We start from the raw sequence: 17,727 nt of genomic DNA, 5'->3' as shown, positions 1-17,727 counted from the left end.
TCTGCTTCTTTTAAAACTTCGACCATTTCACTAAAAACTGCTCGAGGTACACCAACCAAGCGCTGGAATTCAGAATCTGAAAAACGATTTAATTTCTGATATTTCATGAAATCTATATTGAGGCAGTTTTTACTTTCGCAAGAGGTCTAATTTAAATATTTTTTTTATTTTGATGAATAAATTGGATCATTATAATCATATTTATTTCCTAAAAAGATCTCTGTTAATGATTTTCATGAACTTCCCCACTCATTGAAGACAATCCACATACATCTCATTTTTTCGTACTTCTTAAATTATGAAAAGTTAGCTCAGACTACTTTAATACCACTCAACCTTATCGCCTTGATGTTCATGTTCAAACTCTCCTTAATCTATTAATCAGTCAATAAGTGCTTTTTTTGAGAAATTTCCTTGAAGAATCTTTCATCCTCTTCACATTCTGTTCACGACTTTCGGCCTAAAGTATCAGCATAGACCTAATACGGATAGCCAATATGAAACATATCAAAAAAATACTGCTAGCTACCTTGTCCTTACCGCTACTAGTTTTAGCAGGATGTAAAAGTATTCCCAGCTATTCAGGTGATTATGCAAAATCCAGAAACCAAATTCAGGGAACTGCGCTGGATCAGGCTAAAGCCCAAGACATCGGCATTCGCTTTACTTCAGCTTTTAATACTTTAGGTACACCTGCATTTATTGAACGAGCCGGATCACTCTATGCCGATCAGCTGTTTATTAACGATACCCTATCGCAATTTTCATCACGTCAAAATCTACTCCAACATTTTCAAGGGATGAACAAGCGTGTCAGTAACGTGAATGTCAAACTATTAAATACCTCCTATTACCAAGACTCTGCCTACGTGCACTGGCATATGGCCTATGACTTTAAAATGTTTGGCACGACTCGAACTATGGATTCTTTTGGTATCAGTGAAATCAAAGTCAACGGAGACAAAAAAATTATTTTCCAGCAGGATTTCTGGGATCCGGCCAATGGCCTGTATCGTTCTTTACCTTATGTTGGAGGAGCCTATTCATGGGTACTGCCATTCAAAAAGTAGTATTAAATACGGGACTACTGATGCTCTGCAGTTTCAGTTCATGGGCACATGCCCAGAATATGAATCAGTGTGGTCGTGGTCCACTTCTGGTAGCTCAGAAACAGGTTGGCGTCGCCCGTTATTATGCTCAGAACTGTACAAAACCCTGGCAAGGCCAGAATATGCAGATTGATTTTTCTTATACACAAAATATTCCGGAATGGGCTTTCAAGCGTGCAGCGACCCATTTTCTGAAGCGCAATGAGCGAGAGTCTAAACATTTAATAGTATTAGATAGAATCACCCAGCTTTATAAGCCGGTAAAACCGGGTGATCTCTATCGCTTAAGCTATCAAGCCGAGACTCAGACCCTGACCTTGATGCTAAATCAGCAGGTGTTAGGCAATCTTCAGCATCCGCTAGCACAACAATATTTTAATATCTGGCTGGGATCGCAGCCATTTAGTGCTAAATTAAAACAGCAATTATTGAATTAGTCTCTGCCGTTATGTCCAAACATTTTATCCTGATGGTCGAAGACCATTATGAACTAGCCTCTACCTTATGCGAGTTTCTGGAAGAACATGATTTTGTGGTGGATCATGCCCGCAATCTGAACGCTGCACGCCAATTACTGAAACAGCAGCGCTATCATATTTTGCTTCTAGACATTAATCTGCCTGATGGTTCGGGTTATGAACTGTGTGAATGGCTGCGTCATGACGAAGGGTTGGATTTACCCGTACTGATGTTGACGGCGCGCGATACTCTGGATGACAAACTCAAAGGCTTTAATTCCGGCACGGATGATTATCTGGTTAAGCCCTTTGATTTTAATGAGTTGGTGGTTCGGGTCAAAGCCTTAATCAAACGCTCATTGGGTGAAGTTTCCAGTAGTCGCCTGCAAATTCATGATTTGATTCTGGATCCCGCAAGACAGCAGCTGACTCGGGCTGGACAGACGATTGAACTGCCCCCGATTCAGTTCAAACTGCTGAAACTGCTGATGCGTCATTCACCTAAAGTCCTCACCAAACAGGAAATTATGCTGGAACTCTGGGGTGATGAAGAGCCGGAAAGTGATGCCTTGCGCAGTCACATTTATAATTTACGTAAAATGGTCGACAAGCCTTTTGAGCAGAAACTGATTCATACCATTTCTGGTGTAGGTTTAAAGATTGCTTTGGAAGCTTAAGTCTAAACGTACAAAGCTGAAACTTAGTTTAAATACACTACCACAATCAGACCGGTCGTCATTGCCAGATCAATCTCTGGATGGGTACTGAGATAATACTGCCGGTCAAAGAGTTCGACCCGCCAGCCCAGCTGTTTGCACAACTTCTGTACCAGTTGCAGGCCAATACCATGCCCTTTGATCTCCAGTTGCAACTGCTGGCCAGACAGCTCCTGAACTTTAGAATTATTTGGCAAAGAGATGCCGATTCCATTATCAGCGATCAATACTGTATTTTTCTGTAGAATCACATCAATTTCTGTACCTTGCGAATAATTCAGCGCATTGCGCAAAATATTGCCAAAGACCATTTTGGTCATCGATGGATACAGTTTACGTGGCTGCTCATCGAGGTCTTTTTGTAGGTCGATCTGCATGCCTTTGTTGTGGCTGACACTGTCCAGATCCTGTACCAGATTCTCCAGACATTCTGACAGCATAGTGGGCTCGGCCGTCAGGGTGTTGGTGGTATTTCGGGCGATAGCCAGTAAGGTATCGACCAGCAGCTGCATGTCTTCAATAGTATTGTGCAGGCGGGTAAAGGATTTGTTGTCACCATAGCGTGCCTGACACAGTTGCACATTGCCTTTTAAAATCGTCAATGGCGTGCGCAGTTCATGACTGACATCACCGGTAAACTCACGTTCGCGCTGAATGAACTCGCTGAGCACCTGATGATATTTTTCCAGTGCCTGCTTGAGATATTCTGCTTCCAGATTGGAGTCAGTACGGATGTCCTGAAAAGGCGAAGCCTGATTTTTCTGATGCTCCCAGTCGATATGTTCCAGTGCATTGGCCAGCCGGGTAATCGGAGAAAAATAACGCCGGGCGCGACGGTTCCACCACCACAATACGCTATACAGCACGAACAGGCTGACCATTAGTGGTGCCAGACCAAACAGCCAAACCAGCTTGTTCACGTTACTTTCGCCAAAGACCAGCAGCACATGCTGCCTGTCTTTTTCACCGTAGACGGTCATGCGCTCTTTACCATCGACAAAATGCCGATTTACGCCTTGCTCGAACTGCATGTGCTGAAACTGCACAGGGGGGGTATCATACCAGCGATAACCATACAGGTTTTTGGTGTCGGGAAGTTCGGAGGCCGGATTGCGTTCCAGCCGCTGCCAGTAATGTGACATTTCCTGTTCCAAGGCGGTGCGCAGCAAAAAGCCTTTGATCACCCAGGCACTACAGGCAATGCCGATCACCACCGACAGGGCAATGAATCCGATTTGCAGCCAGTAATAGCGGTTAAACACCTCACCCAGAGGATGATCGCGTTTGTCCCTAAACAGCTTTAACATTGATCAATTCCCCGCTGGCGCATTCGATTCATCGTTCAATTATACGGCTTTCTTTTTAAACAGAAAGTGGCCGATCATCCACTCGCGTCCATGCTCATAACCGAACAATTCGGCACAGGCCATAAAGAAAATCCGCCAGCGTTGCCACCAGATGGCCGCATCTGCGCCATAGGTCTGCTGAAACAGGGGCTGCAGCTCAGCCTGCTTTTGGTCCATATTCTCCAGCCAAGCATTTGCCGTGCGTTCATACTGGGTACCGGCCCATTGCCAGTGCTGCTCCAGCTGCAAATGCTGCTGAAAATGCAGGAAAGTTGAGGCTGCCGGCATCAGGCCGCCACTAAAGAAATATTGCGACATCCAGTCAAATTCATTTTTGACTTCAAACGGATAATGCAGGAAACGGTGACAGAAAATATGGCACCAGAGCAAGCCATCAGCTTTGAGCCAGCTGCTGATATTTTCAAACAGTTTCTGGTAGTTGCGCACATGCTCAAACATTTCCACCGAAACCACACGGTCGAAAGCAGCCGATTCCAGTTGCAGTACATTGACATCGCAGGTGATCACCGTCAGGTTTTCCAGTTTTTTCAGACGGGCCTGTTCCTGAATATACTGACGCTGGGTCGAGGAGTTCGACACTACAGTGATGCGGGCTTTGGGATAATGCTCGGCCATATACAGACTGAGTGAGCCCCAGCCGCAACCAATTTCCAGAATATCCTGTCCATCCTGTAACTGTGCACGCTGACAATAGCTGGCCAATGCTGCTTCTTCTGCCTGATCCAGTGTAGTATGCGCCTGTTCAAACAGGCTGGCGCTGTACTTCAGCCGCTTGCCCAGCACCGCCTGGAAAAATGCGGTGGGCAGTTCATAGTGCTGTTCATTGGCTTTGTCGGTCTCGATGGCAATTTCGCTGTTTTTCAGCATATGCAGCACATCCATATAACGCTGTGCCGCCAGTGCCGGGTCAAAGCGCCCTTCCTGTGCCAAACGTTTTTTGCTTAAAGTGCGAATGCCTGCGCGAATCACCGGGTCGGGCACTTTGCCGCTTTCGATCAGTTTTAAAGATTTTTGAATCATAAAGTCCATGTATTTACCTACTCTTTGGGTGGCCACGGAATAAACATTGAAGTTCGTCGTTGATAGTCTTTATAGTTGTCGCCGCGATGTGCCAGCGCCTGTTGTTCACTAAATGGAATTCCGGTGATGTAGTACAGAAACAGCCACATCAGCAGCGGATAAACCCATAATCCATACACACCTGCTGCCAGACCGAGAACCGGATAGGCAAACCAGTGCAACCATTCAAAAAAATAATTCGGATGACGTGAATATTTCCATAAGCCTTGGTCCAGGGTTTTTCCTTGGTTTTGTGGATTCAGTTTGAAACGGTAGAGTTGCTGGTCGGCTGTGCTTTCCCCGATCAGCGCCAGCAGCATGATTATGCCAGCCACCAGTACGGTATAGGGGGTCCAGTCATTCCACTGCTGGACCGGAATATTGAGCAACTCCAGCATCGGGTAGGAAAACAGTGCCACCAGCCCGGCCTGAAACATAAAAAAGGCCAGAAAACCGAGATGCTGATAATCGCCCATGGCCCGGCGCATATTGGCATAACGGGTATCTTCTGCAGTTTCATTGGCATAACGGCGCAGTAGATGCCAGGTCAGGCGTAAAAACCAGATGCCGCTAAACACGCCCAGAAATACCCGAACCAGCAGCGGTGCAGTTTCCATGACCCAAGCCGCAATGATGACATTAAGCGCAATACTGAAACTCCAGGCCACATCCACCAGCCCGGCACGCTGGTTATAGGTCACCAGTACCCAGCTACACAGCATGATAAAGACATTCAGCACCAGTAAATTCAGCAGCATGTCGACCCTCCTGTTTTATCTTGGCTTAGTAAGCACTGGCTTCAAACAGCAGATGTACATCACTGATGACGCCTTCGCGGAAACCACCCTCGCAATAGCACAGATAAAAATCCCACATACGGATAAAGCGCTCATCGAAGCCGAGTTGCAGTACCTGGTCACGTTCTTCCAAGAAGCGCTGACGCCAGCAGTGCAAGGTCTGGGCGTAACTTTGGCCGATATCTTCAAGATGCTTGAGACGCAGTTTTTGCTCGGAAGCGGACTGGGTCATGATACTGATGCAGGGAATAAAACTGCCCGGGAAAATGTAACGCTTGATGTAGTCCACGGTATTCAAGGCTTTGGCATAGCGGGCATCTTCAATGGTGATGGCCTGAATCAGGGCCAGACCATTCGGTTTCAGCAATTCACGGCATTTGTTGAAATAGGTCGCTAAGTACTGCTCACCCACGGCCTCGATCATTTCTATCGAGACCAGCTTATCGTATTTGCCTTTCAACAGACGATAGTCTTTCAGCTGGACATCCACGCGATGGGATAATCCTGCTGCCTCTATTCGCGCGACCGCTTCATCATATTGTGCTTGGGAGATGGTAATGGTGGTGACTTTACAGCCATAATGCTGCGCGGCATAAATGGCAAAACCACCCCAACCGCTGCCAATTTCGACCAAATGATCCATTGGTTGCAGCTGCAGTTTCTGGCAAATCAGTTCTTTTTTATAATCGGAGGCCTGTTCCAGACTCATGCCCGGCTCTTTAAATACCGCGCTGGAATACATCATGCTGGAATCCAGGAACAGCTTGAAAAAGTCATTGCTCAGGTCATAATGCTCGGCAATATTCTTACGGCTGCCATCAATCGAGTTTTTGCGGGATTTGTACCAAGTCTTTAGGAAGAATTGGCTGGCCTTCGCCAAGGTGTTCTGATTCATCCGGTCCAACACATCGCGATTGCGCGCCAGAATGCGAATCACATTGACCAGATCTTCACTGCTCCAGTAGCCGCGAATGAAACCTTCTGCAGCACCGAGTACACCATTGCGGAACAGTAGATCCATCAGGCGGCTATCATGCACCTGAATCACGGCATACAGATCACTGCTCTCTCCCACAATCCCGTTCCAGACGCCTTTAAAAATCAGCTGACCATGACGTAATTTCAGTAGATGGCGCAGTACCACCGGCAGTGTGCTTTCTTCTCCCATAAACAGTGTTTTCATAACAAGGTGTTTCCTTTTTCTTTGCGAGGATGCCGGTAAAATGGAATTTTTTTCTTCCATAAGCGAAAGGCATGCAGATAAATTCCACCAACCATCCTGAAGGGCTCAAAAACTTTCAGTACAGCATAGCGATACTGCTGTGAAGGAACCGTGATGGCCTGCAGCGAAAATTGCATGGTGGCGTCAAATTGCAGCACGCCCTGCTCAAACAGTTGCATATGAATCACATTGGTTTGATCGGAAAAGCTGAAGCGCCAGCGGTAATCGAGCGCCATCGGCATAAACGGCGATACATGAAAGGCCTTTTTAAAATCAAACTGGTGGCTCTGGTACGGCGCATGTTCAGCCACATTGCTCCGGCAGTCATGGATATAGACCTGACGTTCATTCCACGGTGTATTGGTAATTTCACTGAGGACAAAGACCAGTTGGTCGGTGGCATCAAAGACCAGATAAAACACCACAGAATTAAAGCGAAAGCCGAGTGTACGCGGCAGAGCCAAGACCCGGATAGACGCGGCATGCGCTAATAGGTAGTTTTCCCGCTTGATCAGCAGACGTGCGACCTTCTGCCGAATCGAACCACATTCCATGGTCAGAAAATCACGTTCATCCAGAGTCAGGAAATTCCAGCGATTGCAAGACCAGAGCCAGGATTTTTCAGTAAAGCTTGAGAGCTGATCCGGATCAAACCATAGATAGGTTAGCTGGGTCTCAAAAGCATGGGCTTTGGGCAAGAAACGGCGATGCCGGATTTCGGCAGAGGCAATCGCCAGTGGATACATTTGCATCATATCCTCCTAGGCGGCCTGCTCGGCCTGTTTTAAGAGCTGATCGACCACCCATGCAGCGCTACGAGCACCATCTTCATGAAAGCCCCAGCCCCAGTAAGCGCCACAGTATGAAGTGCGGTTCTGGCTATTGATCTCGGCCCAGCGTTGTTGTGCTTCAATCGCTCGCGTATCAAATACCGGATGTCGGTAATGCCGTTCTACCCAGATTTTTTTCGGATCGAGGGTGAAATTAGGATTCAGAGTGGCAAAGACCTGAGTCTTGCATTGCAGGTTTTGCAACTGGTTCATCCAGTAACTGAAACCATAGTGCATACCACTGTGCTGGAAAGGTGTCTGTTCAGCTGCCTGACTCGGGGTCACATGCACATGCCAGCTGGCCCACTGACGTCTGGATTTGGGCATGATGCGGGTATCTGAATGCACCACCATACGGTTAGCCTGATAGCGGAACTTGCCCAGCACGTCCAGCTCCTGCGCTGTCGGGTCTTTAAGCAGTTTCAGGCTGTCGTCAGCATGACTGGCAAAGATCACCCAGTCAAAACGCTCACTGCCCTGTGCTGTTTCAACCAGTACATCATTGGCACTACGGGATACATGGAGCACACCCGTTTTGCGGAAAATAATATTCGTCTGGGACTGAATCGCACGAACGTAGCGAGCCGATCCACCCTTCACCGTGAGCCATAACGGCCGGTCTTTCAGTTGCAACATGCGATGGTGCTGGAAAAAGCTCACCACAAATTTATAGGGAATCTGTCCAGCCTGTTCCACCGGACAGGACCACAGCGCTCCACACATCGGATAGAGATGTTCCTGACGAAAGGCATCGCTATAACCATGTTGATTTAAATAATCATCAATACTGAGCTGTGTATCGACCTGTTCCACATCCAGATCTTTATTGGCTGCATAGAAACGGAACAGATCCGACAACATCGCGCGAAAATCAGTATTAAGAAAGTTTTGAGGTCGGAACAACAGCGAGAATTTTTTTGAAGGATTGTACTGTAAGCCACTGACCTGATTATTCACCGAAAAGCCCATGTCACTGCTTTGCGATTGAATCCCTAGTTCTTTTAGCATCGAGCAAAACAGCGGATAGTTATGCTCATTAAACACAATAAAGCCACTATCCACCGCAACCTGTTCACCCTCGATATTCAGCTGATGGGTATCGGTATGACCACCAAAGTAGTTATTCTTTTCAAAGACTGTGACTTCATGCACTTTGCTGAGTTTCCAGGCAGCGTACAGACCGGAAATACCTGAACCAATAATTGCAATTTTCATGGTGATTCCTTCGATTGAATCGTGTGAGTGTCGGCAGTAGCAGCTTTTTTATGTTTTCGAGCCTGAGCGATTTTACTGGCTTCATAAATCCGTGCCGGAATGGGCTTGAGGCCCCAGACCAGTCCCAGCCAGGACATGAGTTTCAGCAAGTAATAAGTCACATCAATCTGCCACCAGTAAAAACCCTGCCGGGTACTACCAGCATAGTAATGATGATTGTTATGCCAGCCTTCGCCTAAGGTGATGAGTGACAGAAATAAATTGTTACGGCTGTGGTCATCCGTCTCAAAATCACGGCTGCCATAATGATGCGCCAATGAATTGATGCACAAGGTCGCATGGATCAATAACACCGTGGAAACCACAAAGCCCCAGACCAGCAATTGCAGGCCGGACGTCCCGAGTTGCGGCCAAGTGATGGCCAGCCATTCGCCTAGTGCATAAATCCCGCCCGCAGTCAGCAACACCACAATCAAACTAAAACGGTCCAGCCAAATCAGTTCTGGATATTTCAGCCAGTCCTTGATCACCTCTTTACGCGTAGCAAAATTATATTCATTCAGAAACCAGCCGACATGGCTATACCAAAAACCATGCGTGGATGAATGTGGGTCTTGCAAGGTATCGGTATAGCGGTGGTGATAACGGTGATGCGCCGCCCACCATAGTGGACCACGCTGTGCACTCATGGTGCCGAGCAATACAAACAGGAACTGTATCGGGCGTGAGGTCTGAAAAGTTTTATGCGACAGATAGCGATGAAAAAAAGCCGTGATGGAAAACATGCGGATCAAGTAGAACGCGACCATAAAGCCAAGCGCAAACCATGACACACCGACCCAGAACACAGCGAAACAGGCCAGATGCAGCAGAATAAAGGGTAAAATCCGGACCCACTGAATCTTGCTATTTTCAGCCGTCAGTGTTTCGGTTGGTGTCGATATAGACCAGCTATCTATCCATCGCATCAGACTTTTCAACATGGACTCATCCTATTTCGAGCAACTGTCTTTATTCCATTTGATGAGTCTAATCAGTCAGATATGAATTTTATGTGAAGTGAAAAAAAGCCGAACTGTAAGAGACTAAGCAGTTCGGCCAAAGGGTAGCAGATTAATGCGGTAATTTGATTAACTTTGTGATGTCGTAGCCATAGTGTTTCGCAGTCTCCAGATAGGACTGATAGGTTGCTTCGTCCAGTTGCGGTTCACGCGACAAAATCCACAGGTATTTGTTGCTTGGTCCACCGACCAGTGCCACTTTATATTCCGGATCCACTCTTAATATCCAGTAATGACCTTTGGTGAAGGGGATCCACCTTAAACCTTGGGGCAAAAAGCTGACCTTGAGTTTACTATTCCCCTGATTTTGCGGATAAGCTACCCCTTCAGAGCGGATCATTTCACCATTTTCAATCCGGCAGCTATTTAGGACACGCATGGTCTGATCGGCATTGACAGTGTATTGTGCCGAGATATCCGATACACATTTACGCTGAAAATACATCGGTAAATGCGAAATTTCATACCACTTGCCTGCATACTTCTGGATATCCACCTGATCGACTGCCTGAGGCGCAACAGTTTCCGCTCGAGTCAGCATGCTTAAGCTCATGAGGGTCAGTGCCGTAACCGCAAAAACTGACTTGAATAGAGTATTCATTTTTAAGCCTTGAATGATTTCAGGATTAAGATAACCCAGGTGGATGTGAACAAAGCGTGAAGACAAAATGATGTGATTCAGTAGGCGTGCTGCTGAAAAAGCCCTAGACTGGTTTCCAGGTTAAAGCCATTCTTTGCTGTCATCTGCCACAGGGGTACCATGCATCACATGCTGAATCATGGCATAGGCGATACTGCCCTTGAACGGAATCTCGGGCAACTGATCAAACCTGAAAAACTGCGCATCGCTGAGTTCGTTTTCTTGAATCTGAATTTCCCCTGCGTGATATTCGGCTTTGAAGGCCATCATCAGGTTGCTTGGAAACGGCCATGGCTGGCTGGCCAGATATTGAATGTTTTTGATCTGCAGCCCGACTTCTTCCAGCGTCTCACGGCGTACTGCCTCCTCCAAGGTTTCGCCGACTTCAACAAATCCGGCAATCAGGCTGTACATCTGGGTTTTATTGCGGGCATTTTTCGCCAGCAAAATTTCATCCTTGCCCCGAGTGATGATGGTAATCACACAAGGATTCACCCGCGGATACTGGTTATAGCCACAGGATGGACAGACCATGGCATACTGGCTGGCGTGCTGCTGGGTAGCATGGCCGCATTTACTGCAAAAGCGGTGATTACGGCGCCATTCCAGTAACTGTACCGCACGGCTAGCCTGCTCAAACTGCAGTCTGCTCCAGACCTGCACCAGCTGCCGGATCGGGACCAGTTGATAACCTTCGGGCACTGCTTCATCTTCTTTCAGATCCCGTGCAATGACTTCGCCATTTTCCGACAGGTTCAGGTCTTGCTGCAGTCTTTCCACCTGCGGCAACTGGAAATGATCATCCACCAGCAATTGCTGCTGTCTAAAAATATAGGCTTTTGAATGCATGCTCATGACAATCCCTGGATTAAAAAAAATCCCATACAGAGGGGTGTATGGGACAAAACTAAGGAAGCTTACATGGAGTAACTTCATGGAAGATACTAGGCGCACGCTGCCTGAATTACAACCATAATAATTTGTATCTTTTTGATTAAAATCACATAATTTTCACACCCGCCATGCATTAAGGAATGATGTAAAGCTATTTCATATTTCATAAGACTAATATATTATTTTTCTCATAATTTGTTAAATATCAAATATATAATAAAGATTTAAATACTCCTGCGAAGCCTGTATGCTGTTCTATCAGAAAGATACTATAGATCTCACATGGAAAACTAAAAGCTATGGAAAGAATAGTTATTGCTTTTATACTTGTAATTGTTCTAGTTTTACTGATCATTTTTTATTTTAAAAAATAAAAAATGTATTGAAGCGATGGCTAGAAAGCTTCGTATTGATATTGGGTTTCCGACAGGAAAACCTATAAGTTTCAGTTTTTAACATTGAAAATAAGATGATTATTTCCTTCCCCATAGGAAAATGGTTATGTAACAAAATTGGCTATTGGCTAGCTCTTTTAAGACCTGGGGCAGGAAATTTTGCGTATTTTTCACAATCAATATGGCCATCTGTGTCCAGCTAGAATGTTGAGTCCGTATGCATGCCGACCTTATATTTATCATCAATTTTCTTGTGGCGATGAGTGTTAAAGTGTATGAGATATCGGAATATGAAACCGACTTAAAACTATCCACTGCTTGCGCCCTTTTACTTGGCGCAAGAAATGGCAACGCTGCTGGGAAGAAGTCAGATACTGTTCTGAACGATGTAAACGTGAGTCCAGACGGCGGTCAAAATCAAACGCTTAGAAACGCTTGTATTGCCGTGAACAATAGGCCCGTATCACATCGGGTGAACGCAGTTGCAGATGTTTAGTTTTTCGGCCGGTGACTCGTTCACGCCACATTTTAAAACTCGATGCTTTCATATTTTTCCGCATCAAGCGAATCACTGCAGCTTCATTCAAGCCAAACTCACGCTGGATGGCTTCAAATGGGGTGCGATCTTCCCAGGCCATTTCAATGATCCTTGACAGATCTGCTCCCACATATTCAATTACTTGACGCACCACATACCTCTGTTTGCTTTCATTTTTAAAATAAAAATTGAGCGATAAAATTTAACGTTATCTCTCTGTGTCTGGGTCAGATCAAGTTGACCAGACTCATCTTAATAAAACAAAGATGAAGATTTTGTGATTTTTTGCGTGGATTGTATTTTGTTGCTGTCCTATCGGGCCTTCGAGCTCAGTCTGTGGTCCAAATACCTGCTACCAAAGCCTATGCCTGGGATTGTTGTTAATGACATCGCCTGGATCAGACGGTATGCTGAAGCTAAAAACACCTTGGGGAAATTGTGCTCGAAATTATTGCCCAGCTCTGTGGCGGTATTGGTTTATTCTTGATAGGCATGATTTTAATGACCGACAGTCTTAAGGACATGGCCGGTGAAACCTTACGGCTATGGCTGACCAAATTTACAGGAACACCATTTAAATCTATGTGCTCTGGTATTGGTCTGACTTTGATTGTCCAGTCCTCTACAGCCACGACGCTTGCGACTATTGGTTTTGTCGGAGCTGGAGTATTGAGTTTTTCCCAGGCGATTGGGGTAATTATAGGGGCCAATATCGGAACGACCAGTACCGGCTGGATGGTGGCTTTACTCGGGGTGAAGTTTTCTATCACTACTTTTGCCTTACCCATGATTGCTGTAGGCGCGTTACTAAAATTATTAACCCATGGCCGTTTGGCCTTATTCGGTTTTGCGCTTGCAGGTTTTGGTCTGATTTTCTTTGGGATTGAGCAATTACAGCTTGCGATGTCAGGTCTTGCTCAACAAGTCGATTTGTCCATTTTTCACTATGATTCATTCTGGCAGAAGCTGTTTCTGGTCTGGATCGGACTGATCATGACGGTATTGCTGCAGTCTTCCAGTGCCGCTATTACGGCGACTTTAGCTGCTTTAGCCAGTACTGCGATTGACCTGCAGCAAGCCTTGTTACTGGTCATTGGGCAAAATATCGGGACAGTTGCCACGGCGGTACTGGCTGTCATTGGCGGCTCAGTGAATGCCAAACGGACTGCCGCGGTTCATGTGGTCTTCAATCTAGTCAGTGCGATATTTGCTTTCTTTTTGTTGATCCCCCTATTTAACTGGGCCTACCATCATATTCAATCTATTGCTGAATGGGATGAAGTCGTCATTGTGGCAGTATTTCATACTTTATTTAGCTTAATCGGCGCATGTATTTTTATGCCGTTGATCCATCCCTTTAATCAACTCATTTGTAAGTTTTTACCGCAGAAAAAGTCCGGCACCCTAGAAATTCTGGATGAATCTAATCTTGATATTCCAAGTGTGGCCATCATTGCCGCAGAAAAAGTAACTTATCAAATCCTGATTCAGATGTTTGAGATATTACGTCGTGCATTTCAGGAGGGCATCAATCTGAGCCCCAAAGAATTACCGCAATTAGATCAAGAGATTGAGCATCTCGAGATTTATTTAGAGAAAATTGTGGTGCCAGAGAATCAACAGGATAAACAGCGCTTGACCTCTTTATTACGCATGATGGTTTATATTCGGGTTCTGCGTAGTGATCTGGAAGGTGTTCCCTATGCACTAGCCATTCGGACCCAACCACAGACTTATCAAGTGGCTTTAGATTTTTTAAATATTCTCGAGCATTATGTCACCCATCCGGATTTTTTAGAAAATGCTGAAAAAATTGAGAGTTTTAAGCAGGAAGTGACCAATCTTAAACAGTGGAGCGACGAGCATCGGACAGCCTTACGTGAGGAAGTGATGCAATATGCCACCTTGAACCGACTAAGTGCAGCCCGAAGCTTAAAACTTCTGGCTGCAAAACGCTGGCTGGACCGGTTAATTGCCCATACCAAAAGATTATCCAAGGTGCTGGCTGAACGTTAATGCCGACAACAGTTCTGGAATAGTTTTTGGATAGAGAGCAAAGTGCAAATTGTGCTCAATCATGAAGGACGAGGTCATTTAGAAGGATTCAACTCTTCAAAACTGGGCTCTAGACTCATTCTGATCAGGTGAGTATGGTTCTGCCATGTCCCTGCTATTTTCCCCATATACACGACCTGATCTGCCCTTTCGATGATTAATTGCCTCTATATGTTGAGTATCCATAAGGACTCAACAGTAAAGGAATATGATAATGGTTGACACTTCCATCCACTTTAAAAATTACAGGGATTTCAGGAAAGAAAGTATTTTGATTATTCTTTTTAAACCAGTCTTCCGTTTTAAAAGTGACTTTATAAATTCCTGCTTCGAACTTCTGATTTTCAGGAAAGAGTGCAGTAATACGACCATTGGGCCCAGTATATTGCTGATTCAACTTCACCCATTTATTCCCTGCACTTTTTTCAAGCACTACCTCGACTTGAGCAGAAGGCAGGCCATTTTCTAAATTTAACACATGCACGCTCAATGGATTATTTTGTGCAAAAGCCATTGAAGTAAACAAAAGCGTTGAGAGGGGTAATAATTTTTTAAACATGATGAATTCCTTATTGATTGAAACTAGACTGAATCGCTTCTTCAGCACAAAAATGGTCATTTTTCGCTCCTCCTGCACCTGCAACTCCAATTGCACCGACCACCTGTTTTTCATAATGCACAGGTACGCCTCCTCCTAACAAAAGTAAATTTGATAAGGTGGTTAAGTTTTTTGCATCCTTGTTTTCATGGGCATTTTGACTTAATAACAAGGTCACCGTTTTGGTCGATAAAGCGGTATAGGCTTTCTTCTCTGCAGCACCCAGATTATGTGGTCCGACAGTTTCATTCCTGTTTGCCATCAAGGTATTTCCTCCCCGATCAACCACCACTACAGCAATCTTGTGTTGTATTTTTTGACACGCAGCCACCGCAGCATCAACAAGAGTTTGTGCTGCTTGAGAATCGAGTGAATAAACTTGATTCAATTGAACGGTCTGTGCAAAAGTACTGCTACTCATCAGCATTACTGTTACAACAAGCCCTTTGAGTTTGTTCATCATGATTGCCCTGAATTAAGTTTTAAAAATCTTATACAACCTGAATGATTTGAATCATGACAATCACATTACAAAGTTGTCATCTTCAAAATGAGTCTGAACAAAATGTGTATTCTAATTATCGAAGATGAAGTGAAGATCGCCTCATATCTGGTTAAAGGATTAAATGAATCTGGCTATGAGGCGCAATGTGTCCATTCAGGACTAGAAGGCTTGGAAAAATTGAAGATGCATTCCTATACTCTGGTCATATTAGATGTTATGTTGCCCGATATCGATGGCTGGGCAGTATTGAAAGTATTGCGTCAATTTTCCAAGATCCCGGTGATTTTTCTCACCGCGAAAGACCAGGTTGTCGATAGGGTCAAAGGTCTGGAACTGGGCGCCGATGATTATCTGGCTAAGCCTTTTTCTTATATTGAATTATTGGCTCGAATTAAAAGCTTGCTTAGACGGCAACAGTATGTGCAGGAAAACCAATTAGAAATTGGTAATTTAAAAATGGATCTGATCCATCATAAAGTTTGGCGTAATGAGCAGTTGATAGAACTCAGTAAAAAAGAATTTAATCTTCTGCGCTTTCTACTCCTTCATCAAAATGAAATTATTACGCGCAGGCAAATTGCTTCTGAAGTTTGGCATATCAATTTTGATACCGATACAAATTTTATCGATGTGGCGGTACGGCGCTTACGCAGTAAAATTGATGAGGGGCATGATATAAAGTTAATTCATACTGTTCGTGGTTTGGGCTATAAAATTTCGGTTGAGACTTAATGTTTAAGCCCATTCGCTCCCTAGAGCTACGGTTAACACTATTGGTTACTTTGTGCGCTGCAATGGTCTTATGCGCTGTCGCATTTATGACCTATCTAGGCATTAACCAGATTTTAAGTGTCCAGCAAGACCGGGCTTTGGTGGAAAGAATTGAGCGGCTTGAGATTTTACTTCAGGATAGTAGTAATATCGAACAGATTATTGCTCGTCCTAAGCTGTATCAAAACATGCTAGGAAACCAGGATAATTTATTGTTATTGATTAGAGGTGATCAGATTCTAATTAATATCAATCCACTGGCTATTCCACTACCTGAATTCACACATCAGCCCAAGATTCAATTCCTTGACTTATCAGCTCATTCTTATCCAACTCGTGTCGCTTGGAAAACTATTCAAATTAATAACCAACCGTATGTACTGATTGCAGGCAAGCAATGGTCTGAACGTTTAGCTATCCTCTCACCTTTTCAAAAAAATCTCGTCATCTATGTGGTTATGGGCATCTTGGCCATTTTCATACTTTGTATCATAGCCAGTCGTCTGGGATTGAGAGCATTAAGAGTACTGCGAGAGCAGACTCATGCGATTAATATTCACCAGCTTGAGCAACGACTCAATCTGATCAATCCTCCCCAAGAGATTAAACAGCTAGCATCCGATATCAACGCCATGCTCGACCGTATTGAAATGGGTTACAACCAACTCAACCGTTTCTCTGAAGACATTGCACATGAATTCAGGACCCCTTTAAATAATTTAATCGGTCAAACAGAAATTTTACTCACCAGTAAACGCAGTCCGGAACAATATCAGGAACTATTGATTTCGAACTTGGAAGATTATCAACGTTTAAAAAGAATGATTGATAGTATGTTGTTTTTAGCTCGCGCAGATACTCATCAAGTTCTGTTAAACAAGCAGAGGATTCAACTGCAACCCTTCATAGAACATATTTGCAGTATTTTTGAATATCAAGCTGAAGAACAGGGTTGCCAATTTATTTTTAGGCTTGAAGTGACTGAATTATGTGCAGATCCAGAACTGTTACAACAAGCTCTTTATAATCTGATATCAAATGCACTGATTCACGGCGGCAATCAGCGAACCATTTATATTGAGAGTCACTCCAAAATAATTAATGACAAGCATATGATTGGATTATCTGTTATCACCAGCGAATTACAAATTTCCATTGAACACTTGCCCCATATTTTTGAGAGATTTTATCAGTGCAATGCCAGCAGAAAAAATCATCATCAAACTGGCGGTCTAGGCTTATCAATTGTAGCCTCCATCATGACCTTGCATCAGGGGATATCTCAGGCATTCAATACAGTAGAAGGTGTCTGCTTTGAACTACTTTTTCCAGAAAAGTGAAACCCATTTGCACTAAATTTTATACACTAAAAGGGCTTTGTTGCATAAAGCTGTCTCTTATACACATCTCCGAGCCCACGAGACAAAAAAAAAAAAAAAAAAAACCAGATACACGTATTACAAAGTCACATTACTACAGAACCCATATTGATAACTA

Annotated in this window: 19 protein-coding genes and 1 pseudogene; 7 read left to right on the top strand and 13 right to left on the bottom strand. The window is 44.5% G+C overall.

Annotated elements, in window-relative coordinates:
- Positions 1–107: pseudogene (locus BFN00_RS15850) on the bottom strand (IS5/IS1182 family transposase); the annotation flags it as partial.
- A 390-nt stretch (positions 108–497) separates the two neighbouring features.
- On the opposite strand from BFN00_RS15850, the gene BFN00_RS14070 reads away from it, so the two are divergent.
- Genes BFN00_RS14070 through BFN00_RS14060 form a run of 3 tightly spaced genes read left to right on the top strand, consistent with a single transcriptional unit; the run spans position 498 to position 2,244 of the window.
- Positions 498–1,070 (top strand): nuclear transport factor 2 family protein, encoded by a 573-nt coding sequence (locus BFN00_RS14070; RefSeq protein WP_071852190.1) that lies wholly within the window; start codon positions 498–500, stop codon positions 1,068–1,070.
- Entirely contained in the window at positions 1,046–1,546 is a 501-nt protein-coding gene (locus tag BFN00_RS14065; RefSeq protein WP_071852189.1) for a chalcone isomerase family protein, read from the top strand. The genes BFN00_RS14070 and BFN00_RS14065 overlap by 25 nt, the downstream gene beginning before the upstream one ends.
- A gap of 11 nt (positions 1,547–1,557) precedes the next feature.
- On the top strand, positions 1,558–2,244 hold the full coding sequence (locus BFN00_RS14060) for a response regulator transcription factor (protein ID WP_071852188.1): 687 nt from the start codon (positions 1,558–1,560) through the stop codon (positions 2,242–2,244).
- A 23-nt stretch (positions 2,245–2,267) separates the two neighbouring features.
- Here the strand turns inward: BFN00_RS14060 and BFN00_RS14055 are convergent, their stop codons facing one another.
- From BFN00_RS14055 to nudC, 9 genes are all read right to left on the bottom strand, one after another.
- Positions 2,268–3,590: a sensor histidine kinase gene (locus tag BFN00_RS14055; protein ID WP_071852187.1), complete on the bottom strand. Its 1,323-nt coding sequence runs from the start codon at positions 3,588–3,590 to the stop codon at positions 2,268–2,270.
- A 39-nt stretch (positions 3,591–3,629) separates the two neighbouring features.
- The gene (locus BFN00_RS14050) at positions 3,630–4,679 is read right to left on the bottom strand and encodes an SAM-dependent methyltransferase (RefSeq protein ID WP_071852186.1); all 1,050 of its coding nucleotides are present in this window, start codon (positions 4,677–4,679) and stop codon (positions 3,630–3,632) included.
- Positions 4,680–4,687: 8 nt separating this feature from the next.
- Positions 4,688–5,467, bottom strand: coding sequence for a DUF1295 domain-containing protein (locus BFN00_RS14045; protein ID WP_071852185.1), 780 nt, complete (start codon positions 5,465–5,467; stop codon positions 4,688–4,690).
- Positions 5,468–5,492: 25 nt separating this feature from the next.
- Positions 5,493–6,689, bottom strand: coding sequence for an SAM-dependent methyltransferase (locus BFN00_RS14040; RefSeq protein ID WP_071852184.1), 1,197 nt, complete (start codon positions 6,687–6,689; stop codon positions 5,493–5,495).
- The gene (locus BFN00_RS14035) at positions 6,686–7,480 is read right to left on the bottom strand and encodes a DUF1365 domain-containing protein (protein WP_071852183.1); all 795 of its coding nucleotides are present in this window, start codon (positions 7,478–7,480) and stop codon (positions 6,686–6,688) included. The genes BFN00_RS14040 and BFN00_RS14035 overlap by 4 nt, the downstream gene beginning before the upstream one ends.
- Before the next feature lie 9 nt (positions 7,481–7,489).
- Positions 7,490–8,773: an NAD(P)/FAD-dependent oxidoreductase gene (locus tag BFN00_RS14030; RefSeq protein WP_071852182.1), complete on the bottom strand. Its 1,284-nt coding sequence runs from the start codon at positions 8,771–8,773 to the stop codon at positions 7,490–7,492.
- Positions 8,770–9,756, bottom strand: a complete 987-nt coding sequence (locus BFN00_RS14025) for an acyl-CoA desaturase (RefSeq protein WP_071852181.1) — start codon at positions 9,754–9,756, stop codon at positions 8,770–8,772. Before BFN00_RS14025 ends, BFN00_RS14030 begins: the two co-directional genes overlap by 4 nt.
- Before the next feature lie 130 nt (positions 9,757–9,886).
- On the bottom strand, positions 9,887–10,435 hold the full coding sequence (locus BFN00_RS14020) for a lipocalin family protein (protein WP_071852192.1): 549 nt from the start codon (positions 10,433–10,435) through the stop codon (positions 9,887–9,889).
- A gap of 120 nt (positions 10,436–10,555) precedes the next feature.
- Positions 10,556–11,329 (bottom strand): NAD(+) diphosphatase, encoded by a 774-nt coding sequence (nudC, locus tag BFN00_RS14015; RefSeq protein ID WP_071852180.1) that lies wholly within the window; start codon positions 11,327–11,329, stop codon positions 10,556–10,558.
- 752 nt (positions 11,330–12,081) lie between these two features.
- On the opposite strand from nudC, the gene BFN00_RS14010 reads away from it, so the two are divergent.
- Positions 12,082–12,192 carry a DUF2256 domain-containing protein gene (locus BFN00_RS14010; RefSeq protein WP_249449804.1) on the top strand — a complete coding sequence of 37 codons (111 nt, stop codon included), beginning with the start codon at positions 12,082–12,084 and terminating at the stop codon, positions 12,190–12,192.
- Here the strand turns inward: BFN00_RS14010 and BFN00_RS14005 are convergent.
- Positions 12,189–12,440: a TIGR03643 family protein gene (locus tag BFN00_RS14005; protein ID WP_373423530.1), complete on the bottom strand. Its 252-nt coding sequence runs from the start codon at positions 12,438–12,440 to the stop codon at positions 12,189–12,191. The two genes, BFN00_RS14010 and BFN00_RS14005, sit on opposite strands and share 4 nt — an antisense overlap.
- Before the next feature lie 299 nt (positions 12,441–12,739).
- Between BFN00_RS14005 and BFN00_RS14000 the strand changes: the two genes are divergently transcribed.
- Positions 12,740–14,317: a Na/Pi cotransporter family protein gene (locus BFN00_RS14000; RefSeq protein WP_071852178.1), complete on the top strand. Its 1,578-nt coding sequence runs from the start codon at positions 12,740–12,742 to the stop codon at positions 14,315–14,317.
- Between the two features lie 196 nt (positions 14,318–14,513).
- Here the strand turns inward: BFN00_RS14000 and uraH are convergent, their stop codons facing one another.
- The gene (gene uraH, locus BFN00_RS13995) at positions 14,514–14,915 is read right to left on the bottom strand and encodes a hydroxyisourate hydrolase (protein ID WP_071852177.1); all 402 of its coding nucleotides are present in this window, start codon (positions 14,913–14,915) and stop codon (positions 14,514–14,516) included.
- Positions 14,916–14,925: 10 nt separating this feature from the next.
- Positions 14,926–15,414 carry a GlcG/HbpS family heme-binding protein gene (locus BFN00_RS13990; protein ID WP_071852176.1) on the bottom strand — a complete coding sequence of 163 codons (489 nt, stop codon included), beginning with the start codon at positions 15,412–15,414 and terminating at the stop codon, positions 14,926–14,928.
- Positions 15,415–15,519: 105 nt separating this feature from the next.
- On the opposite strand from BFN00_RS13990, the gene BFN00_RS13985 reads away from it, so the two are divergent.
- Together BFN00_RS13985 and BFN00_RS13980 are read left to right on the top strand one after the other, a co-directional pair.
- Complete coding sequence (locus BFN00_RS13985) at positions 15,520–16,191, top strand: heavy metal response regulator transcription factor (RefSeq protein ID WP_071852175.1); 672 nt, start codon at positions 15,520–15,522, stop codon at positions 16,189–16,191.
- Entirely contained in the window at positions 16,191–17,570 is a 1,380-nt protein-coding gene (locus tag BFN00_RS13980) for a heavy metal sensor histidine kinase (protein WP_071852174.1), read from the top strand. Before BFN00_RS13985 ends, BFN00_RS13980 begins: the two co-directional genes overlap by 1 nt.
- The last annotated feature ends 157 nt before the right edge of the window (positions 17,571–17,727 follow it).

The organism is Acinetobacter sp. AR2-3 (assembly GCF_001878775.1).
Taxonomy (GTDB): domain Bacteria; phylum Pseudomonadota; class Gammaproteobacteria; order Pseudomonadales; family Moraxellaceae; genus Acinetobacter; species Acinetobacter lwoffii_D.
Note: the sequence above shows the minus strand (reverse complement) of the source record. Positions and strands in the feature narration are given on the sequence as shown.

Bases quoted from the DNA above. Each gene is read 5' to 3' on its own strand.
- BFN00_RS14070 (WP_071852190.1), top strand. From the start codon at position 498: ATGAAACATATCAAAAAAATACTGCTAGCTACCTTGTCCTTACCGCTA.
- BFN00_RS14060 (WP_071852188.1), top strand. From the start codon at position 1,558: ATGTCCAAACATTTTATCCTGATGGTCGAAGACCATTATGAACTAGCC.
- BFN00_RS14050 (WP_071852186.1), bottom strand. From the start codon at position 4,679: ATGGACTTTATGATTCAAAAATCTTTAAAACTGATCGAAAGCGGCAAA.
- BFN00_RS13990 (WP_071852176.1), bottom strand. From the start codon at position 15,414: ATGAACAAACTCAAAGGGCTTGTTGTAACAGTAATGCTGATGAGTAGC.
- BFN00_RS14045 (WP_071852185.1), bottom strand. From the start codon at position 5,467: ATGCTGCTGAATTTACTGGTGCTGAATGTCTTTATCATGCTGTGTAGC.
- nudC (WP_071852180.1), bottom strand. From the start codon at position 11,329: ATGAGCATGCATTCAAAAGCCTATATTTTTAGACAGCAGCAATTGCTG.
- BFN00_RS14020 (WP_071852192.1), bottom strand. From the start codon at position 10,435: ATGAATACTCTATTCAAGTCAGTTTTTGCGGTTACGGCACTGACCCTC.
- BFN00_RS14040 (WP_071852184.1), bottom strand. From the start codon at position 6,689: ATGAAAACACTGTTTATGGGAGAAGAAAGCACACTGCCGGTGGTACTG.
- BFN00_RS14055 (WP_071852187.1), bottom strand. From the start codon at position 3,590: ATGTTAAAGCTGTTTAGGGACAAACGCGATCATCCTCTGGGTGAGGTG.
- BFN00_RS13985 (WP_071852175.1), top strand. From the start codon at position 15,520: ATGTGTATTCTAATTATCGAAGATGAAGTGAAGATCGCCTCATATCTG.
- BFN00_RS14035 (WP_071852183.1), bottom strand. From the start codon at position 7,480: ATGCAAATGTATCCACTGGCGATTGCCTCTGCCGAAATCCGGCATCGC.
- BFN00_RS14065 (WP_071852189.1), top strand. From the start codon at position 1,046: ATGGGTACTGCCATTCAAAAAGTAGTATTAAATACGGGACTACTGATG.
- uraH (WP_071852177.1), bottom strand. From the start codon at position 14,915: ATGTTTAAAAAATTATTACCCCTCTCAACGCTTTTGTTTACTTCAATG.
- BFN00_RS13980 (WP_071852174.1), top strand. From the start codon at position 16,191: ATGTTTAAGCCCATTCGCTCCCTAGAGCTACGGTTAACACTATTGGTT.
- BFN00_RS14030 (WP_071852182.1), bottom strand. From the start codon at position 8,773: ATGAAAATTGCAATTATTGGTTCAGGTATTTCCGGTCTGTACGCTGCC.
- BFN00_RS14025 (WP_071852181.1), bottom strand. From the start codon at position 9,756: ATGTTGAAAAGTCTGATGCGATGGATAGATAGCTGGTCTATATCGACA.